At 61.1% G+C, this 26,317-nt stretch carries 25 protein-coding genes; 17 read left to right on the top strand and 8 right to left on the bottom strand.

Annotated features, from left to right (window positions below):
- Positions 1-2 precede the first annotated feature (2 nt).
- The 3 genes from AABM52_RS29630 to AABM52_RS29620 form a co-directional block, all read right to left on the bottom strand.
- Entirely contained in the window at positions 3-2,846 is a 2,844-nt protein-coding gene (locus AABM52_RS29630; RefSeq protein ID WP_347909718.1) for a class I adenylate cyclase, read from the bottom strand.
- 194 nt (positions 2,847-3,040) lie between these two features.
- Positions 3,041-3,286: a TIGR02647 family protein gene (locus AABM52_RS29625; RefSeq protein ID WP_347909717.1), complete on the bottom strand. Its 246-nt coding sequence runs from the start codon at positions 3,284-3,286 to the stop codon at positions 3,041-3,043.
- Positions 3,287-3,537: 251 nt separating this feature from the next.
- A complete protein-coding gene (locus AABM52_RS29620) occupies positions 3,538-3,822 on the bottom strand; it encodes a hypothetical protein (RefSeq protein ID WP_046039010.1) in 285 nt (94 codons plus the stop codon).
- 124 nt (positions 3,823-3,946) lie between these two features.
- Between AABM52_RS29620 and AABM52_RS29615 the strand changes: the two genes are divergently transcribed.
- Positions 3,947-4,606 (top strand): glutathione S-transferase, encoded by a 660-nt coding sequence (locus tag AABM52_RS29615; protein ID WP_347909716.1) that lies wholly within the window; start codon positions 3,947-3,949, stop codon positions 4,604-4,606.
- Positions 4,607-4,788: 182 nt separating this feature from the next.
- The gene (locus tag AABM52_RS29610; protein WP_347909715.1) at positions 4,789-5,457 is read left to right on the top strand and encodes a glutathione S-transferase; all 669 of its coding nucleotides are present in this window, start codon (positions 4,789-4,791) and stop codon (positions 5,455-5,457) included.
- A 55-nt stretch (positions 5,458-5,512) separates the two neighbouring features.
- On the opposite strand, the gene argH is transcribed toward AABM52_RS29610, so the two are convergent.
- Positions 5,513-6,907 (bottom strand): argininosuccinate lyase, encoded by a 1,395-nt coding sequence (gene argH / locus AABM52_RS29605; RefSeq protein WP_347909714.1) that lies wholly within the window; start codon positions 6,905-6,907, stop codon positions 5,513-5,515.
- Between the two features lie 460 nt (positions 6,908-7,367).
- On the opposite strand from argH, the gene AABM52_RS29600 reads away from it, so the two are divergent.
- The 7 genes from AABM52_RS29600 to rsd all read left to right on the top strand — a co-directional run bounded on the left by AABM52_RS29600 (position 7,368) and on the right by rsd (position 13,833).
- Positions 7,368-8,114, top strand: coding sequence for a LytTR family DNA-binding domain-containing protein (locus AABM52_RS29600; protein ID WP_008048635.1), 747 nt, complete (start codon positions 7,368-7,370; stop codon positions 8,112-8,114).
- 138 nt (positions 8,115-8,252) lie between these two features.
- Positions 8,253-9,194, top strand: a complete 942-nt coding sequence (gene hemC, locus AABM52_RS29595) for a hydroxymethylbilane synthase (protein ID WP_347909712.1) — start codon at positions 8,253-8,255, stop codon at positions 9,192-9,194.
- Positions 9,191-9,958, top strand: a complete 768-nt coding sequence (locus AABM52_RS29590; RefSeq protein ID WP_347909711.1) for a uroporphyrinogen-III synthase — start codon at positions 9,191-9,193, stop codon at positions 9,956-9,958. The genes hemC and AABM52_RS29590 overlap by 4 nt, the downstream gene beginning before the upstream one ends.
- Positions 9,959-9,974: 16 nt before the next feature.
- A complete protein-coding gene (locus AABM52_RS29585) occupies positions 9,975-11,147 on the top strand; it encodes a uroporphyrinogen-III C-methyltransferase (RefSeq protein ID WP_347909710.1) in 1,173 nt (390 codons plus the stop codon).
- Positions 11,144-12,382 carry a heme biosynthesis protein HemY gene (locus tag AABM52_RS29580; RefSeq protein ID WP_347909709.1) on the top strand — a complete coding sequence of 413 codons (1,239 nt, stop codon included), beginning with the start codon at positions 11,144-11,146 and terminating at the stop codon, positions 12,380-12,382. Before AABM52_RS29585 ends, AABM52_RS29580 begins: the two co-directional genes overlap by 4 nt.
- Before the next feature lie 263 nt (positions 12,383-12,645).
- Complete coding sequence (locus AABM52_RS29575; protein WP_347909707.1) at positions 12,646-13,197, top strand: disulfide bond formation protein B; 552 nt, start codon at positions 12,646-12,648, stop codon at positions 13,195-13,197.
- Between the two features lie 177 nt (positions 13,198-13,374).
- Positions 13,375-13,833, top strand: coding sequence for a sigma D regulator (gene rsd, locus AABM52_RS29570; RefSeq protein ID WP_347909706.1), 459 nt, complete (start codon positions 13,375-13,377; stop codon positions 13,831-13,833).
- Between the two features lie 60 nt (positions 13,834-13,893).
- Here the strand turns inward: rsd and AABM52_RS29565 are convergent, their stop codons facing one another.
- Complete coding sequence (locus AABM52_RS29565) at positions 13,894-14,559, bottom strand: FKBP-type peptidyl-prolyl cis-trans isomerase (RefSeq protein ID WP_347909705.1); 666 nt, start codon at positions 14,557-14,559, stop codon at positions 13,894-13,896.
- Between the two features lie 192 nt (positions 14,560-14,751).
- Between AABM52_RS29565 and AABM52_RS29560 the strand changes: the two genes are divergently transcribed.
- The gene (locus tag AABM52_RS29560) at positions 14,752-15,882 is read left to right on the top strand and encodes an AlgP family protein (RefSeq protein ID WP_347909704.1); all 1,131 of its coding nucleotides are present in this window, start codon (positions 14,752-14,754) and stop codon (positions 15,880-15,882) included.
- On the opposite strand, the gene AABM52_RS29555 is transcribed toward AABM52_RS29560, so the two are convergent.
- Positions 15,879-16,343 (bottom strand): TIGR02444 family protein, encoded by a 465-nt coding sequence (locus tag AABM52_RS29555; RefSeq protein ID WP_347909703.1) that lies wholly within the window; start codon positions 16,341-16,343, stop codon positions 15,879-15,881. The genes AABM52_RS29560 and AABM52_RS29555 overlap by 4 nt on opposite strands.
- A gap of 50 nt (positions 16,344-16,393) precedes the next feature.
- Here AABM52_RS29555 and AABM52_RS29550 point away from each other — a divergent pair, with 50 nt between their 5' ends.
- The 5 genes from AABM52_RS29550 to AABM52_RS29530 all read left to right on the top strand — a co-directional run bounded on the left by AABM52_RS29550 (position 16,394) and on the right by AABM52_RS29530 (position 22,377).
- Positions 16,394-18,304 (top strand): ATP-binding cassette domain-containing protein, encoded by a 1,911-nt coding sequence (locus AABM52_RS29550; protein ID WP_347909702.1) that lies wholly within the window; start codon positions 16,394-16,396, stop codon positions 18,302-18,304.
- Positions 18,304-18,885: a mechanosensitive ion channel family protein gene (locus AABM52_RS29545; protein ID WP_347909701.1), complete on the top strand. Its 582-nt coding sequence runs from the start codon at positions 18,304-18,306 to the stop codon at positions 18,883-18,885. The genes AABM52_RS29550 and AABM52_RS29545 overlap by 1 nt, the downstream gene beginning before the upstream one ends.
- Positions 18,886-19,121: 236 nt before the next feature.
- A complete protein-coding gene (rhtB, locus tag AABM52_RS29540; RefSeq protein WP_347909700.1) occupies positions 19,122-19,754 on the top strand; it encodes a homoserine/homoserine lactone efflux protein in 633 nt (210 codons plus the stop codon).
- Between the two features lie 160 nt (positions 19,755-19,914).
- A complete protein-coding gene (locus tag AABM52_RS29535) occupies positions 19,915-21,813 on the top strand; it encodes an FTR1 family protein (protein ID WP_347909699.1) in 1,899 nt (632 codons plus the stop codon).
- Between the two features lie 108 nt (positions 21,814-21,921).
- On the top strand, positions 21,922-22,377 hold the full coding sequence (locus AABM52_RS29530; protein WP_347909698.1) for a YaiI/YqxD family protein: 456 nt from the start codon (positions 21,922-21,924) through the stop codon (positions 22,375-22,377).
- 85 nt (positions 22,378-22,462) lie between these two features.
- Here AABM52_RS29530 and elbB read toward each other — a convergent pair whose 3' ends face one another.
- Positions 22,463-23,131: an isoprenoid biosynthesis glyoxalase ElbB gene (gene elbB / locus AABM52_RS29525; protein WP_347909697.1), complete on the bottom strand. Its 669-nt coding sequence runs from the start codon at positions 23,129-23,131 to the stop codon at positions 22,463-22,465.
- Between the two features lie 115 nt (positions 23,132-23,246).
- Between elbB and AABM52_RS29520 the strand changes: the two genes are divergently transcribed.
- Positions 23,247-24,482 carry a sterol desaturase family protein gene (locus tag AABM52_RS29520; RefSeq protein ID WP_347909696.1) on the top strand — a complete coding sequence of 412 codons (1,236 nt, stop codon included), beginning with the start codon at positions 23,247-23,249 and terminating at the stop codon, positions 24,480-24,482.
- Here the strand turns inward: AABM52_RS29520 and AABM52_RS29515 are convergent.
- Positions 24,463-25,095, bottom strand: coding sequence for a DedA family protein (locus tag AABM52_RS29515; protein WP_347909695.1), 633 nt, complete (start codon positions 25,093-25,095; stop codon positions 24,463-24,465). The two genes, AABM52_RS29520 and AABM52_RS29515, sit on opposite strands and share 20 nt — an antisense overlap.
- A gap of 208 nt (positions 25,096-25,303) precedes the next feature.
- Here AABM52_RS29515 and hemB point away from each other — a divergent pair, with 208 nt between their 5' ends.
- Positions 25,304-26,317: a porphobilinogen synthase gene (hemB, locus tag AABM52_RS29510; protein WP_046039035.1), complete on the top strand. Its 1,014-nt coding sequence runs from the start codon at positions 25,304-25,306 to the stop codon at positions 26,315-26,317.

The following is a 26,317-nucleotide window of genomic DNA, read 5'->3' as shown; positions in this document are numbered from 1 at the left end:
CCTCAGACCTGATCGAGCGCCTCGTTCAACGCGTGCTCCAGGTCGGCTTTGTAGCGCAGGTACAGATGGGTGGAGCTCTGCCCTTCGCCCAGCAGGCCTGACAGGTCGAGGTCGGTGATGTAGCAGCGGTAGCGTTCGGTTTCCCGGCGCTGCCCGACGATTTCCCGGGCGACCACGCGGAACAACTGGTCGCCATGTTCCAGCTCGGAAAACTCCCGTTGATTGCAATACAACGTCACCTGCACCTGACCCGGTGCGGCTTTGCCGACGATCGCCTGCACATCGTAGAACGGCTTGTTCACCGGTGTCTGCGGTGCCGGCCGGGCTTCGATGCGGCGCGCCCGGCCAGGGCCTGATGGCAGCAACTGGCAATACAGGGTGTCGAGGCTCAAGGGGTGGGCCGCGTCCATTGGCAACAGGGCATCGCGACGGTACTGGATCGACTGCAGGAAACGCTGCAGCGGCACCAGCAGGCTTTGCTCATCGTGCCAGGGCAGGCGTTGCTGCCACAGGGCATTGAACTCATCGAGCACGTACAGATCAGCCTGATCTTCGTTGACCCGGTAGAACACTTGGATGCAGTCCGGCTGGCCCGTTGGCAGGAACAGCGCGAGGTCGTGGTCTTCCAGTGCCTTCGGATCGAGGTGCAGCGGGCTGTAACTCGCCATTTCCTCGCCCAGGTAATTGATCAACGCTGGCAGAGTGGCCAGCGCGATGTGCTGGACCTGGCCCGGGACCAACTCCAGCACGTGGTAGTGCTGCTGGACCTGGATCAGGTAGCGATGATTGAGCCGGCTCAGCAGCAGGTTCTGCGCGGTATCGAGGATTTCCTCGACCCGTTGGGCAATGAACTGCGCGCGGTTATGGCAGAAGCAGCGCACCCGCAGCTTCGGCTGTTGTGGCCCGGCCGGCAGGTTGTTGAGGTAGTCGCGGATGCAGTCGAGCAGGGCGTGGGGGCCGTCGTAGCGGCCGACCAGCACCTCGTTCCAGCTGTTGAGCGTGACCTGGTCCAGGGTCAGCACCAGATTTTCCCGGACACCGGCGTAGCTCAGGGAATCGGTGCGTTCGGTAGTCATGAGGATGTTCAGGTCGCGATGGTGCTTGAGCGGATCGATGCCGACATTCACCAGGATCAACACTTCACTCGGCACGCTGGCGCGCAACAGAGGTTCTTCGGCGACGGTGGGCAAGGGCAGGGCGATGGTCTGTTGCAGGCTGCCGAGCAGGTTGAACAGTTCGAATTCGCTCAAGTCGCTGGTACCGGGGTGCAAGGCCAGGCGGGTACTGCTGTCGATCACGCCATTGCGGTGGCACCAGGTCAGCAGTTCGAGCAAGTGACGGCTGCGTTTGATCGGCGCGAAATGCTCCCACTCCAGTGCTGTCAGGCTGCCGTTGTACAAACCCCACTGGCTTTGCCCCGGTTCTTTCTTGTTCGGTGCGTGCACCAGCGTCAGGGTGTCTTCAGCCAGGTCCGGGGCGATGCCGGGGTTGATGAATTCGACTTTGCCGGCCTTGCGCTCGAAAGCGGCGTACAGGCGACGGCCGAGGACACTCAGGTCGCGCTTGTTGATGCGGCTGACCGTTTGTTCGTGACGGGCAAACTGAGTGAGGAAGCGGTAGCTGTAGTTCAGCTCGTTGACCAGTGCCCGCCGCTCGGAGCTGACCTGGCGGACTTTCCACTGGCTGCGGCTGTCGAGCAGAGTCAGCTGGCGCTGGTCCCAGTGCCATTCGTGGGCCAGGCGTTCGAGCAAAGAGCGCTGCCAGCTCTGGGTGCGGCTGCTGCCGGTGAGTTTGCGATTGACCTTCAGGTACAGCGCGCGACGCACCAGTTCCAGACGTTCCGGTTCGTTGCGGGCGATCAGGTATTCCTCGATGCGCCGGTACACCACGACGTACGGATCCAGCTCGTCGAGGTCGAGGCGGTTGGCGAACACCGCTTGCTTGAAGCGCAGGCTCAGGCAGTGGACCCTGGGGTGCTCACTGGCGTAAACCTCCGTCAGCAGCAGCTTGAGTACCGACTTGTAGGGCGACTCGATGCCCTTGAACAACTGCCAGAGTCCGGCACCGATAAATTCGCCGGGCGGAATGTAGGCCAGGTTGCCGAGGTCGAGGGTTTCATCGGCACGGATGAAGCGTTTGGAGATCAAGGCGTGGGTGTAACGGTCGTAGCTCGACTCTTCGTAGACCGGCACCAGCCACCAGATCGGTGTGCGCCCGGCGAGCCAGATCGCGGTGCGGTAAAACTCGTCCAGCAACAAGTAGTGCTGGGTGGTGCCGCAATCTTCCGAGCTCAACTGTGTATCGCGCTCGCCACGGACAAAACGGCTCGGGTCGATCAGGAAAAAATGCGCTTCGGCGCCCTGGCTGGCGGCCCAGACTTCCAGCAACTGGCATTTCTTGCGCAGCTCGGCGAGTTCGTTTTCGGTCAGGTCCGGCCCATGGCAGACCCACACATCCATGTCGCTCTGGTCGGCCTGCGCCAGGGTGCCGAGGCTGCCCATCAGGAACAGTCCGTGAATCGGCCTTGGCGGGTTGCTGCCGTGGCGCGGCTTGTAGGAAAACGAGCGGGTCAGGCGTTGGGCTTCAGCGAGGACATTGGCATCCGGTTCGAAATTCGACAGCCCGGCCGGCGTACTGCCGGAAACGTAGCCGGGCAACAGCGGATGGTTAACGTGGAAAAACAGCGGCAGCAAGGTCAGGACCCCTTGCTGGCGGGTCGACAACCCCTCCATGGCGCGAGCCATGCGTCCTTCGTTGAGTTTCAGAAAGCGTGCGCGCAGCTGGCTGAGAACCTTGCGGTCGATTCCCTCGTCCAGATCAGGGCGGATTTCATGGGTGCGTGTCATGTCAGCTCAAACCGGCTCGCAGGGCTCGGACGTGGGGCTCTTCGGATGAGGGGCAGTTTAGCGCCTTGAGGCGAGGACTTTTAAGCTGATTTTGTTTTTCTGGCGTCAGATTTCTAACGGCTGGAGACAGAAATCAGGGGAGTGTGCCCGCGGAAATCCCTGGATCGGGGTTTCCGTGGGCGATGCGGCAGAATTCAGGCTGTTACTTCGGCGTTAAGAATGGTCAGCACGGTTTGCACATTTTGCGCGGCGTCACGACCCAGGCTGGTCAGGTAACCGCCATCAGGCTGGTCGGTCAGTTCTTTTTCAAAGAGGCGTTTGGCGGCGGCAATGGCTTTCGGGGCAGCGGTCTGATGAATTTTCAAACCTTCCTGGGAACTGTCCAGGTTGAAGAGTGCGAGGATTTCCAGTTCGGCAACCAGCTCAGGGGTAAGCGACATAAGGACTCCAGACTTTCTAGGAATTGGACGACAGCGCCCCTAAGGTGAGCCCACTTGCGCGGCATGTCCAGTGCTCGCGACAGGGTTTTTTGCCTCGGGTAGCCTTCCCCCGGTGGATGGTGGGGCAGCGGGGTGTTTCCAGTGTAGTCAGGTGTCGGGGGACGGCAGGCGGGATTGGCAACAAAATGTGTAGGAGCAGCATTTTGTGGAGAGGGAGCTTGCTCCCTCTCCACAGGAGCCGGTGTCGATGCTTACTGCTTTTCCGGCGGCAACTCGGGCAAGGCGCGCAGGGCAGCTTCGTACCATTCGGTGTTGAACGCGCGGTCTTCTTCGAGGATCGCGTCGATTTCTACCGCCAAAACGTGAGCCATCAGGTTGAGGATTTCTTCCCGCTCGTAACCCACCAGCGTCAACTTGTTGAACGTCGCTTTGGCAGCCGGCGGGTTGTCGCTTTCGATCTGGTTTTCGATGGCCTGGATCAGGGTGCTTTCGGCGAACTCTTCTTCGTCGTTGTCGATATCGGTTGGCTCGCTCATGGCAGGCTCCTCAGGGAAAGGCGGCCAGTTTACCCGCATTCAGCGGCGTGATGCTGCTGGCAAGAATTCCGGCAGCGTTCTATAAACAGGCACTGCCCACCCCGCATGGCCTGGAGGCTTTGTGATGATCAAGCTTTATGGATTCTCCGTCAGTAACTACTACAACATGGTCAAACTGGCGCTGCTGGAAAAAGGCCTGCCCTTCGAAGAAGTACCGTTTTACGCTGGCACCAGCCCCGAGGCGCTAGCCATCAGCCCTCGCGGAAAGGTCCCGGTGTTGCAGGTAGAACAGGGCTTCATCAATGAAACCAGCGTGATCCTCGAATACATCGAGCAATGCCAGAAGGGCACGCCGCTGCTGCCGAGCGATCCGTTCGAGCGCGCGCAGGTGCTGGCACTGGCCAGGGAAATCGAGCTGTACATCGAATTGCCAGGCCGGGCCTGCTATCCCGAAGCCTTTTTCGGCATGACCCTGCCGGATGCGATCAAGGAAAAAACCAAAGCCGAATTGTTGCTGGGGATGGCGGCGCTGGGCAGGCACGGCAAATTCAGTCCTTACGTGGCTGGCGACAGCTTGAGCGTGGCGGATCTGTATTTCCTGTTCAGCGTGCCGCTGGCGTGTGGGGTCGCCAAGAAGTTGTTTGGCATCGATCTGTTGGTCGAGATGCCGAAGGCCAAGGCGCTGCTGGAGTTTTTGGGGAGTAATCCGAACGTGCAGCGAGTGGCGGCGGACCGCGAGGCCGCGATGCCGGCGTTCATGGCGATGATTGCTGGCAAAAAGTAAGCGGGCGGTCGGGGCCAGCGTGGGTTCGGGAGATTTGTAATCTTTTGACCTACATGGCCCGGGCCCTTGCCGGACAGAGACTTGAGCCGATGTCGTCGTATACGGCAACAACCCGGTCCTTCCGGGTTTGCGGGCAGTGGTTACCTTGAGCATCGAACCTACGCGGTCAAGGAGACCCACCGATGCTCAAACTCTATGGTTTTGCCGCCAGTAATTATTTCAACATGGTCAAACTGGCGCTTCTAGAAAAGGGTGTGCCCTTTGAAACCGTGCCCTTTCATGGTTGCCAGAATCCGCAAATCCTCGCTGTCAGCCCTCGTGGGAAAGTGCCGGTGCTGGAAACGGAACAAGGGTTCCTGAGCGAAACCGACGCCATTCTCGATTACCTCGAAGAGACTCAGCCAGGCATAGCCCTGCTGCCGGGCGAGCCGTTTGCACGGGCGGGTGTGCGGGCGTTGGTCAAGGAGATCGAGCTATACATCGAATTGCCGGCACGAGTCTGTTACGTCGAAGTGTTTTTTGGCGGGCGGCCGACGCCCGAGGCGCTGAAAGCCAAGGCTGAACGGGACCTGGTCAAGGGGTTTACTGCGTTGAAGCACCGGGCACGGTTTGAGCCGTATGCGGCGGGTGAGCGGTTTACCCTGGCCGATCTGTATTTTCTTTACAGCGTTGATTTGGCCGTGGAAGTTGGGAGGCGTTTGTTCGATATCGACTTTCTGTCCGACATGCCGGAAGCCCGTGCGTTGCTGGAGCGCCTGGCAGAGAATCCCAATGTTCAGAAAATCGCCGCCGACAGACTGGCTGAGGCGCCTGCTTTCCTGGAGCGGGTGCGGGCGGTAGGTCGCACGTAGGGTTGAACATGTTGCGCTCGATGGTCGAGTGACCATCGAGCGCGGGCATCACGTGTCAGCGGCTGGCGAGCAACGCCTGACCACGAGCCACGGCAGTCTTCACCTGCGCCGGCGCGGTGCCGCCGATGTGGTTACGGGCATTGACCGAGCCTTCCAGGGTCAGCACGGCGAACACGTCCTGATCGATCTGATCGCTGAACTTGCGCAGTTCTTCCAGGCTCATTTCCGCCAGGTCCTTGCCACTGTCCACGCCGTACTTCACGGCATGGCCAACGATTTCGTGGCAATCACGGAATGGCAGGCCGCGACGCACCAGATAGTCGGCCAGGTCGGTGGCGGTGGAGAACCCGCGCAGGGCCGCTTCGCGCATCATTGCGTGCTTGGGCTTGATCGCCGGCACCATGTCGGCAAAGGCCCGCAGCGAGTCGCGCAGGGTGTCGGCGGCGTCGAACAGCGGTTCCTTGTCTTCCTGGTTGTCCTTGTTGTAGGCCAGAGGCTGGCCTTTCATCAGGGTCAGCAGGCCCATCAGCGCACCGAACACGCGACCGGTCTTGCCACGCACGAGCTCCGGCACGTCCGGGTTTTTCTTTTGCGGCATGATCGAGCTGCCGGTGCAGAAACGGTCGGGCAGATCGATGAACTGGAACTGCGCGCTGGTCCACAGCACCAGCTCTTCGGAGAAGCGCGACAGATGCATCATCGCGATACTGGCCGCCGAGCAGAATTCGATGGCGAAATCACGATCGGAGACGTTGTCCAGCGAATTGCCGCCAACCGCGTCGAAACCGAGAAGTTGGGCGGTGTATTCGCGATCGATCGGGTAGGTGGTGCCGGCCAGCGCCGCGCTGCCCAGTGGCATGCGGTTGGTGCGCTTGCGGCAGTCGACCAGGCGTTCATAGTCGCGGCTGAGCATTTCGAACCAGGCCAGCATGTGGTGCCCGAACGTCACCGGCTGTGCGGTCTGCAGGTGGGTGAACCCCGGCATGATGCTGGCGGCTTCGCGTTCGGCCTGCTCCAGCAGGCCTTTTTGCAGGCGGGTGATTTCGGCCAGGATCAGGTCGATCTCGTCACGCAGCCACAGACGGATGTCGGTGGCGACCTGATCGTTACGGCTGCGGCCGGTGTGCAGTTTTTTACCGGTCACGCCGATGCGGTCGGTCAGGCGCGCCTCGATGTTCATGTGAACGTCTTCGAGGTCGATGCGCCAGTCGAACTGACCGGCCTCGATTTCACCCTGGATGGTGTTCAGGCCATCGATGATGCTGTCGCGCTCGGCATCGGTCAGCACGCCGACCTTGGCCAGCATGGTGGCGTGGGCGATCGAACCCATGATGTCGTGGCGATACAGGCGCTGGTCGAAGGTGACGGAGGCGGTGAAGCGGGCGACGAAGGCGTCGACGGGTTCACTGAAGCGGCCGCCCCAGGACTGATTGGTCTTGTCAGTGCTCATGAATTCGCTCGTATCGGCTTGAAGTAAGAAGGCGTGGAACGCTGGCGCGGATAATAACAGGGTTGCCAATCCTGTCGCTGACACTGGTCGATACGTTTTTTTGGGGGAGAGAGCCCGGGCCCGGGCAAGACTCGCGCATTTTTGCGGAACGATATTTTCCAATTGAGCTATATCGTCCCGGCAACCGTCTACAGTTGGACAGTAGGATCAGCGCACTTCTCGGTGCAGCCGCTGACTATAAGAAGAGTGGGGTGTTCATATTGCGTATCAGCAAACCCTGTGGCGATGCGTCGCCAACGCGGGCCTGGGCCGCCAATCGCCCGGCAGATGAAAATTTAGCCGCCGGACCAACGGCACTTTTTGGCGCTCGCGCTAGTCTTAGCGTGGATCGCGGTGACGGATGTCACTTCACCTGTCTACGCTATCCTTGTGCGAGACTCACGCAGGAATCCAGCGCAATATGAATGTCCTGATCGTTGATGACGAACCCTTGGCCCGCGAGCGCCTGAGCCGAATGGTTGGCGAACTCGAGGGATACAGTGTCCTGGAGCCTAGTGCCACGAATGGCGAAGAGGCGTTGGCACTGATCGACAGCCACAAGCCGGATATCGTGCTGCTCGATATCCGCATGCCCGGCCTGGATGGCCTGCAAGTGGCTGCGCGGTTGTGCGAACGCGAAACTCCCCCCGCCGTGGTGTTCTGCGCCGGGCCCGATGAATTTGCCGTGGAAGCCTTACAGGCCAGCGCCGTAGGCTATCTGGTGAAACCTGTGAGAACTGAACAATTACATGACGCATTAAAGAGAGCCGAGCGCCCCAATCGTGCCCAGCTCGCCGCCCTGACCCGCCCTGCTGCCGAAAGCGGCAACGGGCCGCGTAGCCATATCAGCGCCCGGACCCGTAAAGGGATCGAGCTGATTCCGCTGGATCAGGTGGTGTATTTCATTGCCGACCACAAATACGTGACCTTGCGCCACGAAAGCGGCGAAGTGCTGCTCGATGAGCCGCTCAAGGCCCTCGAAGACGAATTCGGTGACCGTTTCGTGCGTATCCATCGCAATGCACTGGTCGCCCGCGAGCGTATCGAGCGATTGCAACGCACACCCCTGGGGCATTTTCAGTTGTTCCTCAAAGGCCTCAATGGTGATGCGCTGATCGTCAGCCGGCGTCATGTGGCTGGGGTACGCAAAATGATGCAACAGCTTTAAACAGCTGTTCGCAGGCCAATTTTACACCCGATTGCCGGACATCCGGGGCCAGGGAGGCCGAGTAGTATCTGATACAAGTCAAAGTGGATTTGGCTGAGCTGTTATTATCCGCCGTATCTATTCAGTACGGATTGATCCATGTCCTCTCGCCAGATCCGCATCGCCACCCGCAAAAGCGCTCTCGCCCTGTGGCAGGCCGAATACGTCAAAGCCCGTCTTGAAGCAGCTCATCCGGGCCTGCTGGTGACCCTCGTCCCCATGGTCAGCCGTGGTGACAAGCTGCTTGACTCACCGCTGTCGAAAATCGGCGGCAAGGGCCTGTTCGTCAAGGAACTCGAAACCGCGCTGCTGGAAAATGAAGCCGACATCGCCGTGCACTCCATGAAGGACGTGCCGATGGACTTCCCCGAAGGCCTCGGTCTGTTCTGCATCTGCGAGCGGGAAGACCCGCGCGATGCCTTCGTATCCAACACCTACACCAGCCTGGATGAGTTGCCCCAGGGCAGCATCGTCGGCACCTCCAGCCTGCGCCGCCAGGCTCAACTACTGACCCGTCGCCCGGACCTGGAAATCCGCTTCCTGCGCGGCAACGTCAACACTCGACTGGCCAAGCTCGATGCCGGCGAATACGACGCCATCATCCTCGCCGCTGCCGGCCTGATTCGCCTGGGATTCGAAGACCGCATCACCTCGGCCATCAGCGTCGACGACAGCCTTCCGGCCGGTGGCCAGGGCGCGGTGGGTATCGAATGCCGCAGCGCCGACAGTGAAATCCATGCGTTGCTGGCGCCCCTGCATCACCAGGACACCGCCACCCGCGTGACTGCCGAACGAGCCCTCAACAAGCACCTCAATGGCGGCTGCCAGGTGCCGATTGCCTGCTACGCCGTGCTGGAAGGCGAGCAGGTCTGGTTGCGCGGACTGGTGGGCGATCCAGCCGGTGGCCTGTTGCTCAGCGCACAAGCCCGCGCCCCTCGCGGCGATGCCGAGGCGCTGGGTGTGCGAGTCGCCGAAGACCTGCTCAGCCAGGGTGCCGATGCCATCCTCAAAGCGGTCTATGGCGAGGCTGGTCACGAGTGATCGGCTGGCGCTTGCTGCTGACGCGTCCCGCCGAAGAAGCGGAGGCGCTGAGCAGCCTTTTGGCCGAGCAGGGGATATTCAGTAACAGTCTGCCGCTTTTGGACATCATGCCCATTGCGGCGACTGACACAATGCGCCAGGTGATTCAGGCCCTGGATCAGTTCTGCGCCGTCATTGTGGTCAGCAAGCCGGCCGCCCGGATCTGCGTCGAACTGCTCGAGCGATATTGGTCGTCACCGCCTGGTGTGAAGTGGTTCAGCGTCGGCGCGGCGACTGCGCAGATCCTCGAGGATAACGGGCTGGACGTGAGCTTCCCGGCAGAAGGCGATGACAGTGAAGCCTTGCTCGAACTTTCCCGATTGCGCGAGGCTATAGCGCGACCCGATGCGCGCGTGCTGATCCTGCGCGGGGAGGGCGGGCGCGAGTTGCTGGCTGAGCGTTTGCGTGAGCTTGGTGCTAGTGTCGAGTATCTGGAACTGTACCGCCGGGGATTGCCGATTTACCCGCCGACGCTGCTGCCGCAACGGATCCAGGCGGAACGCCTGAACGGGCTGGTGGTCAGCAGTGGACAAGGTTTTGAGCACCTGCAGCAATTGGCCGGCGATGCCTGGCCGCAGTTGGCGCGGTTGCCGTTGTTTGTACCGAGCCCCAGGGTTGCCGAAATGGCGCGTGCCGCCGGGGCCAAAACAGTTGTGGATTGTCGCGGCGCCAGTGCCGCGGCCTTGCTGACGGCGTTGCGGGAGCATCCCGTACCCGTTTTCTGATGCAAAGGATGGATACGTGAGCGAAACAGCCTTGCCTAAAGATGACTCGCGACCGGTGCTTGATGCACCTGTTGATGCTCCTGTCGATGCACCTGTTGATGAAATGCCGCCGCCACCTGCTGCCGAGCAGCGTCGAGGCAATGGTCTGGCAATCATCGCGCTGCTATTGGGTGCAGCCGGTGTAGCCGTGGGCGGTTGGGGTGTCTGGCAGGTGCGTCACCTGCAGGCCAATAATCAGCAGCAGCTGAGCCAGGTGCAGGCGCTGAATGACCAGGCACAAAGCCTCAAGCTCAATGAGGAGCGCCTGAGCGCACGGCTGGCACAATTGCCTCCCGCCGATGAACTGGAAGCGCGCAGCCGTCTGGTTGTTCAGCTGCAAGGTGATCAGCAGCGGCTGAACCAACGGCTGGAAACAGTACTTGGCGCCAGTCGCAAGGACTGGCGTCTGGCCGAGGCCGAGCACCTGCTGCGTCTGGCCAGCCTGCGACTGTCAGCGTTGCAGGACATCAGCAGTGCCCAGGCACTGGTCCAGGGAGCCGACGAGATATTGCGCGAGCAGAACGACCCGGGCTCCTTTGCCGCTCGCGAGCAGGTGGCCAAGACCCTGATCGCCTTGCGCAGCACCGAACAGCCGGATCGCACCGGCCTGTTCCTGCGTCTGGGCGCGCTGCGCGATCAAGTGGCCAGCCTCACCGAGCTGGCACCGGAGTACAAGGATCGTGGCGATTCGTTGCTGGGCCTGACCTCCGATGGCGACGGTGCCAGTCGCTGGGCGCAATGGTGGGATCAGATCTCGCGTTACATCCGTATCGATTTCAATGCCGACAAAAACGTTCGCCCATTGCTGGCCGGCCAGAGCCTGAGCCAGGTACGCCTGGCCCTGAGCCTGGCGCTGGAGCAGGCACAATGGGCCGCCCTCAATGGCCAGCCGGCGGTTTACTCCCAAGTGCTGGACGAAGCGCGGGACATCCTCAAGGGCAACTTCAACCCGGACAACGCCCAAAGCAAAGTCATGCTTGAGCAGGTCGCCGAGTTGAGCAGGCAACCTGTCACCGTCGTCACGCCGGATATGACCGGCACCCTGAGCGCGGTGCAGGGCTATCTGGAGCGGCGCAACGTCAACGCCGAGGATTCGGTCAAGCCACTGACCAGGCCTGCCGCGAACGCCGCGCCGGAGGCCACGCCATGAGACGCCTCTATGTGATCGTGTTCCTCGTGATCGCCGCTGCCGCTGCGCTGGGGCTGGCGATTGCCGAACACTCCGGCTATGTGCTGATTGCCTACAAGACCTTCCGCTATGAGTCGAGCCTGTGGGCTACCTTGGCGCTGATGGCTGTGCTCTGGCTGGTGATCTGGGGCATCAAATCGCTGGTCGAACTGGTGATGGCTTCCAGTGGCGTGGTCAACCCATGGTCACGGCGTAACCGCAGCCGTCGGGTGCAGGTGGCGATCGAACACGGTCAGTTGGACTTGGCCGAGGGTCGCTGGGCCAGCGCGCAACGGCACTTGCATCGGGCTGCCGAAGCCGAACGCCAGCCGCTGCTTTACTACCTCGGCGCTGCCCGTGCCGCGAACGAACTCGGCAATTACGAAGAAAGCGACAACTTGCTGGAGCGCGCCCTGGAGCGTCAGCCTCAGGCCGAGTTGGCGATCGCCTTGAGCCACGCCCAGTTGCAGACCGATCGCGGTGATACCGACGGTGCCCTCGCCACCCTGCAAGCCATGCGTGAACGCCATCCTCATAACGCTCAGACCCTGCGTCAGTTGCAGCGCCTGCTTCTACAGCGTGGTGACTGGTCGGCAGTGATTCGCCTGCTGCCGGAACTGCGCAAGGACAAAATCCTGCCGGCGGCCGAACTCGCCGAGCTGGAGCGTCGGGCCTGGGGGGCGAACCTGTCCCTGGCGGCGCAACGGGAAGAAGACGGAACGGTAGGGAAGCAATCGCTGGAACGTGCCTGGCAACAACTGACTTCGGCACAACGTCAGGAGCCGCAACTGGTGCTGGCGTATGCCGAGCAGTTGCGGCAACTGGGGGCTCAGGTCGAGGCCGAAGAAGTGCTGCGCACCGCGCTCAAACGCAGCTACGACAGTCATCTGGCACGACTCTACGGACTGGTTCGCGGCAATGATCCTACCCGCCAGTTGCAGGCCGCCGAAGGCTGGCTCAAGGACCATCCGACCGATCCGGGCCTGCTGCTGACACTGGGTCGTCTATGCCTGCAAAACAGCTTGTGGGGCAAGGCCCGGGACTATCTGGAAAGCAGCCTGCGTATACAACGCAATCCGGAAGCCTGTGCGGAGCTGGCACGCTTGCTGGCGCAAATGGGCGATGCCGAGCGCAGCAACCAGCTGTTTCAGGAAGGCCTGGGGTTGTTGGATGAACGCTTGCTCGCGGCCCCTCTGCCAGTGCCAGTCCGCGCTTGACCCGTTCGCTGGCGCCGGGCTCCGGCGCCTGAGCGATGACCTGCGGCGAGGGAGCAATCGCCCTCGCCGCAGTGCGATGACGGGTTGAAATTCAGTCGCAAAATTTCGTCGCAGGCAAAGTCCTACAGGGGACTACATTTTATCCTCTCACCTGCGTCGGGATTTCCCTACTCCTGCGCTGAAGTCTCTGTGGGCACTTGCCTTGAAAGGCTGTCGCGCTTTCCTCTACCGTAATGGTCTGTCACTACTTTTACGGAAAAGCTATGTCTTTGGCCTGCTCACGCTCCTTGTTTTTCATGGCTTTCATTGCGGGTGCCCTGGCGATGGGCGTTTCCTACTACCTGGAATATGCAGTCGGCCTGCGACCTTGTGGCTTATGTCTCGTTCAGCGGGGTTGCCTGGCGCTCCTTACCGGCATCTGCCTGATGGCTTCGGTCCATGGCCCCGGCCGCATCGGTAACGTTCTGTATTGGCTGCTCAGTCTTTGTTGCAGCCTGGCCGGCACTGTCACGGCGTGGCGACAAGTCCTGCTGCAAAGCCTTCCGGCGGAACAGGCAGCAGCGTGCTCGACGCATCTGGCGGACCTGTCGGCCCATTCGCCGTGGCTATCGGTCGTACAGCAGATGTTCAAGGGCGCTGCCGATTGTGTGGAAATTTCCTGGACGCTGTTCGATCTGAGTCTCACCGAGTGGAGCCTGCTGTTCTTCGTCGCGATGATGATTCTGGCCGTTTACCAGGCGCTGCGACTGGTCTGGACCAGCTATCAGCGACCACTCAGCGGCGAGTCGTCGCACCGGGCCTTTGCAGGCGATTAAACACTTGTATGAACTTTATCGCCTGCGTACCTTGAAGCCAGTGTCGTGCGGGCATAATCTGGCCCGCACGTGTCATTGGAATTATGTTGCTCGATGACGCTCTGCCTGACCGCCCACCGACGTTACAAGAGGCGAGCGGGCATAGAGCAGCTGACCCACAAGGGAAGAGAGATCACCATGCTCGAAAGTTGTCAGAATGCTCAGGAACGCTGGGGCGGAGTGCACCTGCTGATCGATCGCTGGTTGCAGGAACGACACGAACTGATCGGGGCCTATGACGCTCTCGGCGCAAAGCCTGAGGCGTTGGGCGAGAACCGCAAGCCCTTGCAGGAATTCTGCGGCGTGCTGGTCGATTATGTATCGGCCGGGCACTTCGAGATCTACGAGCAGCTGACGGGGGAGGCCAAGGCCTTCAACGACCAGCGTGGCCTGGAACTCGCCGAGACGATCTACCCGCGTATCGACGTCATCACCGAAAAGCTGCTCGCCTTCAATGACCTGTGTGATGCAGGAAAGTGTGTTGCCGAAGAGTTCCAGACACTCGGCGGCCTGTTGCATGAGCGCTTTGAGCTGGAAGACTGTCTGATCGAAGTGCTGCACACCGCCCACAAGGAAACTGATTCGGTTCAGGCCTGAAGCTCTTTCTGCAAGATCTCGAAACGGCGTGCCAAGGCACGCCGTTTTTCGTTTGCGTTGTCAGCTGGTGGCGCCGCGCAATTCGACTTCGAACACCAGTGGAGTGAACGGAGCGATCACGTCACCGGCACCGTCGGCGCCATAGGCTTGAGCCGATGGAATCACCAGTCGCCATTTCGCCCCAACCGGCATGTTTTGCAGCGCGCTACGCCATCCGGCGATCACGCTGTCGAGACTGAACCATTGCGGCTGACTGTTCTGATCGAACACCGTACCGTCGGGCAAACGACCGATGTACAGCACCTGCACTTTGCCGTTCGGTCCGGCCTTGGCGCCAGTGCCTGGCGTCAACTCGGTCAGCAACACACCATCATCCAGTTCGCGAACGCCGGGTCTGGCTTTTTCCGTGGCGAGAAAACGCTGTTCCTTTTCCAGTGCCATTTCGCTTTGCGGCTCGTCTGACTGCATGGCGATCCGGGCCTCATGCTCGGCCAATATCTGTTGGATCTGCTCGTCCTTCAGCGCCAGTGGTTTGCCCTGATAGGCCTGCTGCAATCCTTCGATCAGTGCCTGGAGCTGCAGGTCGGGAGCCTCCTGGCGCAAGCGTTCGCCAAGGCTTGCACCCAGGCTGTAAGCGAGATCACGGGCTTCATTTTCCTGCGTTTTTTCGCCGGCCTGGGCCACAGAAAAAAACACGCACAGCGATAAAAAAAGGTAGCGCGACATGAGCTCTCTCCGACCTGAATTGCGGGCGATTATGCCAGCGAGAATGCGCGCAACGGTGAACTGCTTTTGCGCCGAGGCAGAAGTTTTTCAATCCTTTGCAACGCAGCGCTTTCGATAGTGTCAACATGCCCTAGCGGCGGTTGCAGCAGAGGTCTAGTATGAGCCGCACTCACTTCAGCCAGGAGGTAAACCATGTCGGCCACCAAGAAGCCAGTAAACACTCCGTTGCACTTGCTCCAACAACTCTCGAGCAGCCTGCTCGAGCATCTGGAAACCGCTTGTTCCGAAGCCTTGGCTGATGCTGAAAAATTGCTCGCCAAACTGGAAAAGCAGCGCGGAAAAGCGCAAGAAAAACTGCACAAGTCCCGCACCAAATTGCAGGACGCTGCGGCGGCCGGAAAAGCCAAGGCACAAGCCAAGGCCAAGGGCGTAGTGGCCGATCTTGAGGAGCTGCTCGATGCCCTCAAGGATCGTCAATCGGAAACCCGCGGCTACATTCTGCAACTCAAGCGCGATGCTCAGGAAAGCCTGAAACTGGCCCAGGGCGTCGGTCGTGTACAAGAGGCTGTCGGCAAGGTGTTGTCCCTGCGCGCGGCCAAACCTGCTGCGGCACCTGCGAAGAAAGCCGCTGCCAAACCGGCTGCTGCAAAAGCACCGGCCAAGCCTGCTGCTGCCAAGCCAGCCGCTAAAACTGCCGCAGCTAAACCTGCTGCTAAACCTGCTGCGAGAAAACCGGCTGCTGCCAGTGCCGCAAAACCAGCGGCTAAAACCACGGCTGCCAAACCTGCCGCTGCACGTCCTGCTGCTGCACGTCCTGCCGCTGCAAAAACTGCGGCTGCCAAACCAGCTGTGGCTAAAACCGCCGCCGCAAAACCAGCTGCAAAACCAGCTGTAAAACCGGCCGCTAAACCAGCTGCCCGCACTGCTGCGGCGAAACCTGCTGCCAAGCCGGCTGCAAAACCTGTCGCTGCAAAACCGGCAGCCAAACCGGCAGCTAAACCAGCGGCAAAACCTGCTGTAAAAGCGGCTGCTAAACCTGCTGCTAAACCAGCTGCAGCTAAACCAGCCGTTGCCGCCAAGCCAGCCGCTGCCAAGCCAGTCGCCGCCAAGCCGGCTGCTGCAAAACCCGCTGCAAAACCAGCGGCCAAGCCTGCAGTGAAAAAACCGGTTGCCGCCAAGCCAGCCACCGCACCGGTTGCCAAGCCAGCCGCTCCGGCTGCGCCAGCAGCACCTGCTCCGGCAGCAACTACCTCAACAGCTGCGCCAGCGCTAACGCCTGCCGCAACTTCGAGTGTTGTAACCACCCCAGCCAGCGCTTCCTAAGTGCCGGTTACCGCGACGCGCAGCTGATGCAGCGCGTCGCGGTGCAGGTGGGCGGCCTCAGCCGCCGCACCTTCCAGCCAGGCCGATAGATCGGTCTCGGTATTTTGCGGCCAACTCTGCGCCGCTCTCTCCAGCCGCAACAACAGATGCCGTTCGGCTTCCAGCTCCAGTGCCTTCACTTGTTCACGCAAGGTATGCAAATCGGCGTCTTGCGTGGCCGCGGCTTTCCACTGTGTGCGCAAGGCGCGTAACGGCCGCACGACATCGGTGTCCCAGGCTACGGCCACGCTGCGTAGTTGCTGCAAGCGCTGCTCATCGCAGGCCACCCCTCGCTGTCCCAACCACGCACCACACAGCAACAGGCACACATTGACTCCCGCCGACTGCAATTGCAGGCACGCCTGCTCAACGCCCGGGCGGGCGTAAGTGGTCAGGGAAAAGCTCCACAGGTCAGAGGACATAGTGCTACTCGCGCCAGTTGCGAGCGAAGCTGGTAGACTCCGCCGCCATTATGATTCGACTTCAGAACCTGACTTTACAGCGTGGCCCGCAACGTCTGCTAGAAGACGCCGAGCTGACGCTGCACGCCGGCCAGAAAGCCGGCCTCATCGGTGCCAACGGCGCCGGCAAATCGAGCCTGTTCGCCTTGCTTCGGGGCGAACTGCACCCGGACTCGGGTGATTGCTTCCTGCCGGCCGACTGGCGTATCGCCCACATGCGCCAGGAGGTCGACACCCTCGAACGTCTGGCGGTCGACTACGTGCTCGATGGCGACCTGCGCCTGCGCCAGGTGCAACGCGACCTGGCGGTAGCCGAAGCGGCCCATGACGGTGCCGCTCAGGCCCGCCTGCACTCGGAACTCGACAGCGCCGACGGTTACACCGCCGACGCCCGGGCGCGCAAGTTGCTGGCCGGCCTTGGGTTCACCAACGAACAGATGGATCGTCAGGTCGGGGATTTCTCCGGTGGCTGGCGGATGCGCCTGAACCTGGCGCAAGCCTTGATGTGCCCATCGGACCTGTTGCTGCTCGACGAACCGACCAACCACCTCGACCTCGACGCCATCATCTGGCTCGAAGAGTGGCTCAAGAGTTATCCCGGCACCTTGATGTTGATCTCCCACGACCGGGATTTCCTCGATGCCGTGGTCGACCACATAGCCCACGTCGATCAGCGCAAGATCACCCTGTACCGCGGTGGCTACAGCGCCTTCGAGCGCGCTCGTGCCGAACGCCTGGCCCAGCAACAGCAGGCGTACGAGAAGCAGCAGGTGCAACGTGCGCACATGGAAAGCTACATCGCCCGCTTCAAGGCCCAGGCCACCAAGGCCCGTCAGGCCCAGAGTCGGATCAAGGCTCTGGAGCGGATGGAAGAGCTGACCGCTGCCCACGTCGATTCGCCGTTCGATTTCGTTTTCCGTGAATCGCAGAAAATTTCCAGCCCGCTGATCGACCTGTCCGATGCCCGCCTGGGTTACGGCGACATAGCTGTGCTGGAGAAGGTCAAGCTGCAACTGACCCCGGGTGCGCGGATCGGTCTGCTCGGCCCGAACGGCGCCGGTAAATCGACCCTGATCAAGAACCTTGCCGGTGAGCTGTCGCCATTGGCTGGCCGCTTGACCCGTGGCGAGAACACCGTCGTTGGTTACTTCGCCCAGCATCAGCTGGACTCGCTGGACTCCAAGGCCAGCCCGTTGCTGCACTTGCAGCGCCTGGCGCCGACCGAGCGCGAGCAGACCCTGCGCGACTTCCTCGGCGGTTTCGACTTCCGTGGCGCGCGAATCGACGAGCCGGTACTGAATTTCTCCGGTGGCGAGAAGGCACGCCTGGCGTTGGCCTTGATCGCCTGGGATAGACCGAACCTGTTGCTGCTCGACGAACCGACCAACCACCTGGACCTGGAAATGCGTCTGGCGCTGACCATGGCCCTGCAGGAATTCAGTGGTGCGGTATTGGTGGTCTCTCACGATCGCCACTTGCTCAAAAGCACTACCGACAATTTCTATCTGGTGGCGGACGGCAAGGTCGAAGAGTTCGACGGCGATCTGGAGGACTACACCCGCTGGCTGGTGGAGTATCGCCAGCGCAACGCCCCGGTCAGCAACACGCCGGTCAACCCGGACAAGACCGACAAGAAAGCCCAGCGTCAGGCCGCTGCTGCGTTGCGCGAGCAACTGGCACCGCACAAGCGCGAGGCTGACAAGCTCGAAGCCGAACTCGGCAAGCTCCACGAAAAGCTGGCGAAGGTCGATACCAGCCTCGGCGACAGCGACATCTACGAGCAGGCGCGCAAGAACGAATTGCGTGATCTGCTGGCCGAACAGGCCAGGCTGAAGGTGCGCGAGGCGGAGCTGGAAGAAGCGTGGATGGACGCCCTGGAATTGCTGGAAAGCATGCAGGCGGAGCTGGAGGCACTGTCCTGATGGACGCCTTCAAGCTGCCGCTGCCAGCGGTGTGGGCCGAGCCGATCTGGCTTGGCGTGCAAATCCTGCTGATCCTGCTCGCCGGCTACTTCACCCAGCGCTTCGTCGCCAAAGGCCTGACCCGCCTCGGTGAGCGCTACCCGTTCCCGCCGCAGCTGATGATGCCGCTGCGGGGCGGATTGCGCTGGCTGATCATGGGCAGCGCGCTGATTTTCGTCCTGGAGCGACTCGGTGTCTCGGCCACGGTGCTCTGGACCGCGTTGTCCGGTTTCGTCGCAGTCGCGGCGGTGGCGTTTTTCGCCATATGGAGCGTGCTCTCGAACCTGCTGTGCGCGATCCTGATCTTTACCGTCGGCCCGTTTCGCATCGGTGACGTGGTCGAGTTGGTGGACACCACCGACAAGCCCGGCGTCAAAGGCCGGGTGGTGGCGATCAATCTTCTTTACACCACGCTGGTCGAGGCCGAAGAACTCGGCACTGGCAGCGCCATGGTGCAGGTGCCCAACAGTTTGTTCTTCCAGCGTTCGGTACGGCGCTGGCGCGGGACGGATGTGTTTCCTTCCAGCGGGTTTGAAAAGTAAGCCTTCTGTTGCCTGACAGATTGCTTTCGCGAGCAGGCTCGCTCCCACAGTTGATCTTCAGTGGACGCAAATTTTGTGAGCGCCTGAGAGCCAATGTGGGAGCGAGCCTGCTCGCGAAGGGGGTCGCCGCTGTAAACGCTGGTCGGCCGTCGCCATGTCCTGCAAAAAATCGGTAGTCATCGGCCCAAAGCCGCATTAGCTTAGACGTCTGTCACGAGTCTGAGTCGAGGTGTGCAATGGAGCTTCAAACATGGCTGGCGTTTTTTGCCGCCTGCTGGGTGATCAGCCTGTCCCCCGGTGCCGGAGCCATTGCGTCGATGTCCAGCGGCCTGCAATACGGTTTCTGGCGCGGCTACTGGAACGCCCTGGGCCTGCAACTGGGCCTGGCTTTGCAGATCGCCATCGTCGGTGCCGGTGTCGGCGCCATTCTCACGGCTTCGGCCACGGCGTTCTACGCCATCAAATGGTTTGGCGTGGCGTATCTGGTTTACCTTGCGATCAAGCAATGGCGTGCGCTGCCCAGCGATATGAGCGATGACGCAGCAGTGCGCCAGATCGGCAAACCGACGGCCCTGGTGTTCCGCGGTTTTCTGGTGAATATCAGCAACCCCAAGGCTTTGGTGTTCATGCTGGCGGTGCTGCCGCAGTTCATCGACCCCCATGCTCCGCTGCTGATTCAGTATCTGGTGATCGGCGTGACCATGGTCTGCGTCGACCTGATCGTCATGGCCGGCTACACCGGTCTGGCGTCCAAAGTGCTGCGTCTGTTGCGCACACCGAAACAGCAAAAACGCATGAACCGCACCTTTGCCGGGCTGTTCATCGGGGCGGCGGCGTTCATGGCAACGTTGCGCAGAGCCGCCGTGTAAAACGGCGACTTACAAAAAAGGCGACCCTGGAGGTCGCCTTTTTCGTTTGGGGAGCAATTCCAGAAACCAATGCAATTACGAAGAAGTATCAACAAAGCTTGAGCGAAACCCGTCTGGCGTTAACAATGTGTAACTTCGTATTTCCAATTGAGATTCATTCATGATTTCCCCCTCCCGTTTCCTGGCCTGGCTATTGCTGCCGCTGTTGGCTGCGTGCAGCTTTCAACTGCTGGCCGCTCCCGCCGAAGGCGCGCCGCAGGCGCTGCACTTGCTCGATTACATCGGCGTGGATTACCCGGACACGGTGCAGGCGGGCAGCATCACGGACCAGGCCGGATTTCGCGCGCAGCAAGAGTCGGTCGAGACGCTGGGAAGCCTGATTGCAGCCATGCCGGCCAAACCGGAAAAAGCTGGGCTGGAGCAAAGCCTGGCTGCACTGGGAAATTCCATCGGCGCCCGTCAGGAGGGGACTGAGGTCACTCGCCAGGCCCGGCAACTGGGTGCGAAGCTGGCCGTGACCTATGAAGTCAGCCAGGCCCCGGTCATTACGCCGGACCCGGCGCGTGGCGCGCCGCTGTACGCTCAGCATTGCTCGGTCTGCCATGGCGATACAGGGGCCGGCGACGGCCCGGCAAGTGTCGGCATGACGCCGCCGCCATCCAATCTGCGTGATACCACACGACTGGATCGACTGAGCCTCTACGCGATCTACAGCACCTTGGGCCAGGGCGTCGAAGGGACTGACATGCCGGCCTTTGCCGATCAACTGGATGATCGTCAGCGTTGGGACCTGGCCACGAATATCGCCAGCTTCAGTGTTGACCCGGCGGCAGCCAAGGCTGAAAAGACCTACAACATCGCCGACCTGGCTCGTCAGACACCGGCCGAAGTACAGGCCGCCGAAGGCCCGCAAGCCGCCGCGACCTTCCGTGCCCAGCGGGCGCAACCGCCGCAGGTCAAACGTGGCCCGGCGCAATTGCTCGACTACACCGCGGCCACTCTGGACAAGAGCATCGTGGCGTATCGTGCCGGTGATCATGATCAGGCTTATGACTTATCGGTAGCGGCGTATCTGGAAGGCTTCGAGCTGGTGGAGAGCTCGCTGGACAACATTGACGCCAACGTACGTAAAGACACTGAAAAATCCCTGATGGCCTACCGTCAGTCGTTGCAGGATGGCCTGTCGGTGAGCGAGGTCGAACAGCACCTGGACGTGGCCAAGGACAAGTTGAAGGCATCGGCCGGCCTGCTCGGCAACGACGGTCTGAGTTGGTCGCTCAGTTATATTTCCGGCCTGCTGATCCTGCTGCGCGAAGGTCTGGAAGCGATTCTGGTGCTGGCGGCGATTCTTGCTTTCCTGCGTAACACGGGTCAGCAGACGGCGGTGCGCAGCGTAAACGTCGGCTGGGGCCTGGCGTTTGTGGCGGGGCTGGGCACTTGGGCGCTTGCAGCCTATGTGATTGATGTCAGCGGTTCGCAGCGCGAATTGCTGGAAGGCGCGACGGCGCTGTTTGCCAGCGTCATGGTGCTGTGGCTGGGGGTGTGGATGCATGATCGTCGCCACGCAGCGGCCTGGCAGGATTACATCAAGAGCAGCCTGGTGGGCGGCGGTGGGCGTTTCGGCTTTGCGACCCTGGCGTTCTTTTCGGTGTATCGCGAACTGTTCGAAGTGATTCTGTTCTACGAAACCCTGTGGTTGCAGGCAGGCCCCGCGGGGCACAACGCGGTGCTGGCCGGTGGGGCCACGGCGCTGGTGCTGCTGGTCGGCCTGGCCTGGGTGATTTTGCGCGGTTCGGCGAAGTTGCCGCTGGCGCTGTTCTTCAGCATCAACGCCGGTCTTTTGTGTGCCTTGTCGGTGGTGTTTGCCGGGCATGGCGTGAAGGCGCTGCAGGAAGCCGGGATCTTCGGCACGCGGCCGGTGCCGTTCTTTGACTTTGAATGGCTGGGGATCCATGCCGATGCGTATTCGTTGAGCGCCCAGGCTGTGGCGATCATTGCGATTGTCGTGTTGTACGGTCGTAGCCGGGTGGTTGAGAGGCAGCGGGTGCAGGTTTCTTAAACGGCATTCGTTTCGCTCACTTTCGCGGGCAAGCCACGCTCCCGCAGGTTTAGCGTTAACCTGTGGGAGTGGGCTTGCCCGCGGTGCTTTTCAACAGAGGAAAATTCAATGCGTGTGTGGATCGATGCCGACGCCTGTCCGCGGGCGGCCAAGGATCTGGTGGTGAAGTTCGCCCTCAAGCGCCAGTTCGAAGTGGTGCTGGTGGCCGGGCAGCCGCAGACCAAGCCGGGGCTGGCACTGGTCAAGCTGATCGTGGTGCCGAGCGGACCGGATGCGGCCGATGACTACCTGGTGGAACACGCGGTGCCCGGTGAGCTGGTGATCTGCAGCGATGTGCCGCTGGCCGACCGTCTGGTGAAGAAGGGCGTGGCTGCGCTCGACCCACGGGGCAAGGAGTTTGATGCGCAGAACATGGGCGAGCGGCTGGCGGTGCGCAACCTGTTCACTGATTTGCGCGAACAGGGGCAGATGGGTGGGGGACCGGCACCGTTTGGCGACCGTGAGAAGCAGGCGTTCGCCAATGCGCTGGACCGGATTTTGACCAGGTTATCCCGCAACGCCTGAAAAGATCGCAGCCTGCGGCAGCTCCTACAAAGGGGCGGTGTACAGCTGTAGGAGCTGCCGCAGGCTGCGATCTTTTGATCTTGTTTTACGCATCGTTTTCGTGGGTCAGTTCCAGTACCCGGTCTACCAGCTTGTTGATCCCCGACGCCACCTCACTGATCGATTGCGCCAGCATGTAAGCCGGTGTGCTCACCAGTTTGCGAGCCTTGTCCTCGACGATCTCACTGACCGCACAATCGGTATGTGTCGCGCCCATCTTGTTCATCGCGGCAGCGGTGTCGGTGTCGTTACCTATGGTGCAGGTGACGCCAGGGCCGTAGATCTTTGCCGCCAGGGCGGGGGAGATGCACATCAACCCCACCGGTTTGCCGGCCTCGGCAAAGGCTTCGGTCAGTGCCAGGACATCCGGTTGAACGGTGCAGCCGGCGCCTTCGATGGCGAAGTTGGACAGGTTCTTGGCCGAGCCGAAGCCGCCGGGCACGATCAGCGCATCGAATTCATCGACGTTCGCGTCACGGATATCCTTGATGTTGCCCCGGGCAATCCGCGCCGATTCCACCAGCACGTTGCGCGATTCGGGCATTTCTTCGCCGGTCAGGTGGTTGATCACATGCAACTGCGCGATGTTCGGTGCGAAACACTGCACCTGGGCACCGCGCTGGTCCAGGCGCAGCAGAGTGATGACGCTCTCGTGGAGCTCGGCGCCGTCGTACACGCCACAACCGGAAAGGATCACTGCAACTTTTTTGCTCATGGGCTTTTCTCCAGATTCATGGCGTTAAATGTCCACTAATTTGTCCCGCGTTGCCATAGGGTTAATTCACGGCTGCACATAGCATCTGTCCTCAAGATTCCGATCAGGGTGCGTCATGGACTTCATTCTGTATGCAGTGCCGTTTTTCTTTTTTCTGATCGCCGTCGAGTTGTTGGCCGACCGTTGGCGCGGGGTAAGCAATTATCGGGTGGCGGACGCGATCAACAGCATCAGCACCGGCGTGTTATCGACCACTACAGGTCTGTTGACCAAGGCAGTGGGGCTGGTGACCTATGCGTTTGCCCTCAAGCACCTGGCACTGTTCGAACTGTCGGCCGACAGCGTCTGGACCTGGGTGTTTGCCTTTGTCTTCTACGATTTCTGCTACTACTGGCTGCATCGCCTGGGCCACGAGCGCAACATCCTCTGGGCCGCCCATTCGGTGCATCACCAGAGCGAGGACTACAACCTGTCCACGGCGTTGCGCCAGACCAGTACCGGCTTCCTGCTGGGCTGGATCTTCTATCTGCCGATGGCGGTGTCCGGCGTGCCGCTGCTGGTATTCGTCAGCGTCGCGGCGCTGAACCTGCTGTACCAGTTCTGGGTGCACACCCGGCACATTCCCAAGCTTGGCTGGTTCGAGTGGTTCTTTGTCACGCCGTCCAATCATCGGGCCCACCATGCACAGAACGCTCTCTACATGGATCGCAACTACGGCGGCGTGTTCATTATTTGGGACCGTCTGTTCGGCTCGTTCCAGGAAGAAGACGACAACGAGCCGGTGATCTTCGGCGTGACTACGCCGTTGGCGAGCTGGAACCCTGTGTGGGCGAACCTGCAGTTCTACGCGCAGTTGTGGACAGATGCGCGGCGTGCCGAGAGCACCTGGGACAAGCTGCGGATCTGGTTCATGCGCACCGGCTGGCGCCCGGCCGACGTGGCGGTCAGATACCCGATGAACAAGCCGGACTTGAGCCAGTTTCGTAAATTCGAGGTGGCGCTGGACGGGCGTCAGCAGCTTTACGTGCTGTTGCAGTTCTGCGTCTACATCGCTCTGGGCAGTTATTTGATGAATGTTGAATCGAAGCTGCCAGTCGTCGCCCTGGTGTTGGGCTGGGGAGCGGTGGCGTTCGGTCTGTTTGTGTTGGGCGTGGCCCTGGAGAATCGCCCGTGGGCGTTTAAGCTGGAGCTGCTGCGGCTGGCGTCGAATCTGCCATTGGCATGGCTGGCCCCGATGGTGGGGTTGTGGCCGGCCAGTGCGGTGGGCTGGGTCGGCCTGCTCAGTTACAGCCTGTTGAGCGGCGTCGGTCTCTACTGTTGCAGAAACCGCATCACTCGGTTGGCGTCGTAGGGCCTTCAGTGTTGGTCCGCGTAGCTTTCAGGGCTTGTTCGTCGGCGTAGACCTGTTTGGCCAGGCGGGCATTCTTGAAGCGCCGACGCAGCCACAGCGCGAAGCCCAGGACCAGCAGCGCGCCGAGCACCCAGAGCTCGTACTTCTTCACACTGCCGAGCATGCCTTCGAGCACCGCGCCGAAATGGTAAGCGGCGGCAGCGAGGGCGGCGGCCCAGATTGCCGCGCCAATCCCGTTGAGCAGCAGGTAGCGGCCAGGCGGATAGCCCGACAGCCCGATGGCCACCGGCATGACCGTGCGCAAACCGTAGACGAAGCGGAAGCTCAGGACCCAGATGTCCGGATGCTTGCGAATGTGTTCCAGCGCCCGGTCACCCATCATCTGCCAGCGCGGTTTGCGCGCCAGCAGCTTACGGCCGTGCTTGCGTCCCAGGAAATACCACAGTTGGTCGCCGGCATAACTGCCGAAAAAGGCCACGACCACCACCAGGTTGATGTCCATGTATCCACGGAACGCGAGGAAGCCCGCGAGCACCAGGATGGTTTCGCCTTCGAAGAACGTGCCTAGAAAAAGGGCAAAGTAGCCGAAGTCATGCAGAAATTGTTGGAGCATTGTCTGGGTGCTGGCGAAATGAACGCGCAGCCTAACCCTTCGGACACATTCAGGAAAGTGTCCAAATGTGTCTCGACGTGAACATTTCCTACAATGACAATGGAATGCGGCTACCTGTCACAGGGGTGCACACAACTGTAATACGTTCGTCATAATGGCCGCTTATAACTGTCACGCTCGCCCGTAAGCGCGGGCTCAGGAGTCTGCCGTGAGCTTTACCCCCGCCAACCGTTTGTTCCCCGCAACCCGCCTGCGCCGCAACCGCCGTGACGACTTCTCGCGTCGCCTGGTCCGTGAAAACGTCCTGACCGTCGATGACCTGATTCTGCCGGTGTTCGTTCTGGACGGTGAAAACCGTCGCGAAGCGGTGGCTTCGATGCCTGGCGTCGAACGCCTGACCATCGACCTGTTGCTGGAAGAAGCGGCCAAGTGGGTCGAGCTGGGGATTCCGGCGCTGGCGCTGTTCCCGGTGACACCCGCGGAACTCAAGTCCCTGGACGCCGCCGAGGCGTGGAACCCCGAAGGCATCGCCCAACGCGCGACCCGTGCGCTGCGTGCGCGATTCCCTGAGCTGGGCGTGATCACCGACGTAGCCCTTGACCCGTTCACCACCCACGGTCAGGACGGCATTCTTGATGAAGAAGGCTACGTGCAGAACGACATCACCGTCGACGCACTGGTCAGGCAAGCCCTGTCCCACGCCGAAGCCGGCGCTCAGGTCGTGGCCCCATCGGACATGATGGACGGTCGCATCCAGGCGATCCGCGAAGCCCTCGAAGTGGCCGGTCACGTCAACGTGCGGATCATGGCCTACTCGGCCAAGTACGCCAGCGCCTATTACGGCCCGTTCCGCGATGCGGTCGGTTCGGCGCTGAACCTGGGCAAGGCCAACAAGGCCTCCTATCAGATGGACCCGGCCAACAGCAACGAAGCCCTGCACGAAGTGGCCGCGGACTTGTCAGAAGGTGCAGACATGGTCATGGTCAAGCCGGGCATGCCGTACCTGGACATCCTGTGCCGGGTAAAAGAAGAATTCAAAGTGCCGACGTTTGTTTATCAAGTCAGCGGCGAATACGCCATGCACATGGCGGCGATCCAGAATGGCTGGTTGAGCGAAGGGGTTATCCTGGAGTCCTTGACCGCTTTCAAACGTGCAGGGGCTGATGGCATCCTGACGTACTTTGCCGTTCGTGCCGCTCAATTGTTACGAGAGCAAAAATAG

The organism is Pseudomonas grandcourensis, assembly GCF_039909015.1.
Taxonomy (GTDB): Bacteria; Pseudomonadota; Gammaproteobacteria; order Pseudomonadales; family Pseudomonadaceae; genus Aquipseudomonas; species Aquipseudomonas grandcourensis.
The sequence above is the reverse complement of the archived record's forward strand: the minus strand, read 5'-3'. Positions and strand labels throughout refer to the sequence as shown.

What these genes read in the sequence shown, in the direction of transcription:
- AABM52_RS29630 (WP_347909718.1), bottom strand. Translation starts at nt 2,846, where the DNA reads ATGACACGCACCCATGAAATCCGCCCTGATCTGGACGAGGGAATCGAC.
- AABM52_RS29625 (WP_347909717.1), bottom strand. Translation starts at nt 3,286, where the DNA reads ATGTCGCTTACCCCTGAGCTGGTTGCCGAACTGGAAATCCTCGCACTC.
- AABM52_RS29620 (WP_046039010.1), bottom strand. Translation starts at nt 3,822, where the DNA reads ATGAGCGAGCCAACCGATATCGACAACGACGAAGAAGAGTTCGCCGAA.
- AABM52_RS29615 (WP_347909716.1), top strand. Translation starts at nt 3,947, where the DNA reads ATGATCAAGCTTTATGGATTCTCCGTCAGTAACTACTACAACATGGTC.
- AABM52_RS29610 (WP_347909715.1), top strand. Translation starts at nt 4,789, where the DNA reads ATGCTCAAACTCTATGGTTTTGCCGCCAGTAATTATTTCAACATGGTC.
- argH (WP_347909714.1), bottom strand. Translation starts at nt 6,907, where the DNA reads ATGAGCACTGACAAGACCAATCAGTCCTGGGGCGGCCGCTTCAGTGAA.
- AABM52_RS29600 (WP_008048635.1), top strand. Translation starts at nt 7,368, where the DNA reads ATGAATGTCCTGATCGTTGATGACGAACCCTTGGCCCGCGAGCGCCTG.
- hemC (WP_347909712.1), top strand. Translation starts at nt 8,253, where the DNA reads ATGTCCTCTCGCCAGATCCGCATCGCCACCCGCAAAAGCGCTCTCGCC.
- AABM52_RS29580 (WP_347909709.1), top strand. Translation starts at nt 11,144, where the DNA reads ATGAGACGCCTCTATGTGATCGTGTTCCTCGTGATCGCCGCTGCCGCT.
- AABM52_RS29575 (WP_347909707.1), top strand. Translation starts at nt 12,646, where the DNA reads ATGTCTTTGGCCTGCTCACGCTCCTTGTTTTTCATGGCTTTCATTGCG.
- rsd (WP_347909706.1), top strand. Translation starts at nt 13,375, where the DNA reads ATGCTCGAAAGTTGTCAGAATGCTCAGGAACGCTGGGGCGGAGTGCAC.
- AABM52_RS29565 (WP_347909705.1), bottom strand. Translation starts at nt 14,559, where the DNA reads ATGTCGCGCTACCTTTTTTTATCGCTGTGCGTGTTTTTTTCTGTGGCC.
- AABM52_RS29560 (WP_347909704.1), top strand. Translation starts at nt 14,752, where the DNA reads ATGTCGGCCACCAAGAAGCCAGTAAACACTCCGTTGCACTTGCTCCAA.
- AABM52_RS29555 (WP_347909703.1), bottom strand. Translation starts at nt 16,343, where the DNA reads ATGTCCTCTGACCTGTGGAGCTTTTCCCTGACCACTTACGCCCGCCCG.
- AABM52_RS29550 (WP_347909702.1), top strand. Translation starts at nt 16,394, where the DNA reads ATGATTCGACTTCAGAACCTGACTTTACAGCGTGGCCCGCAACGTCTG.
- AABM52_RS29545 (WP_347909701.1), top strand. Translation starts at nt 18,304, where the DNA reads ATGGACGCCTTCAAGCTGCCGCTGCCAGCGGTGTGGGCCGAGCCGATC.
- rhtB (WP_347909700.1), top strand. Translation starts at nt 19,122, where the DNA reads ATGGAGCTTCAAACATGGCTGGCGTTTTTTGCCGCCTGCTGGGTGATC.
- AABM52_RS29535 (WP_347909699.1), top strand. Translation starts at nt 19,915, where the DNA reads ATGATTTCCCCCTCCCGTTTCCTGGCCTGGCTATTGCTGCCGCTGTTG.
- AABM52_RS29530 (WP_347909698.1), top strand. Translation starts at nt 21,922, where the DNA reads ATGCGTGTGTGGATCGATGCCGACGCCTGTCCGCGGGCGGCCAAGGAT.
- elbB (WP_347909697.1), bottom strand. Translation starts at nt 23,131, where the DNA reads ATGAGCAAAAAAGTTGCAGTGATCCTTTCCGGTTGTGGCGTGTACGAC.
- AABM52_RS29520 (WP_347909696.1), top strand. Translation starts at nt 23,247, where the DNA reads ATGGACTTCATTCTGTATGCAGTGCCGTTTTTCTTTTTTCTGATCGCC.
- AABM52_RS29515 (WP_347909695.1), bottom strand. Translation starts at nt 25,095, where the DNA reads ATGCTCCAACAATTTCTGCATGACTTCGGCTACTTTGCCCTTTTTCTA.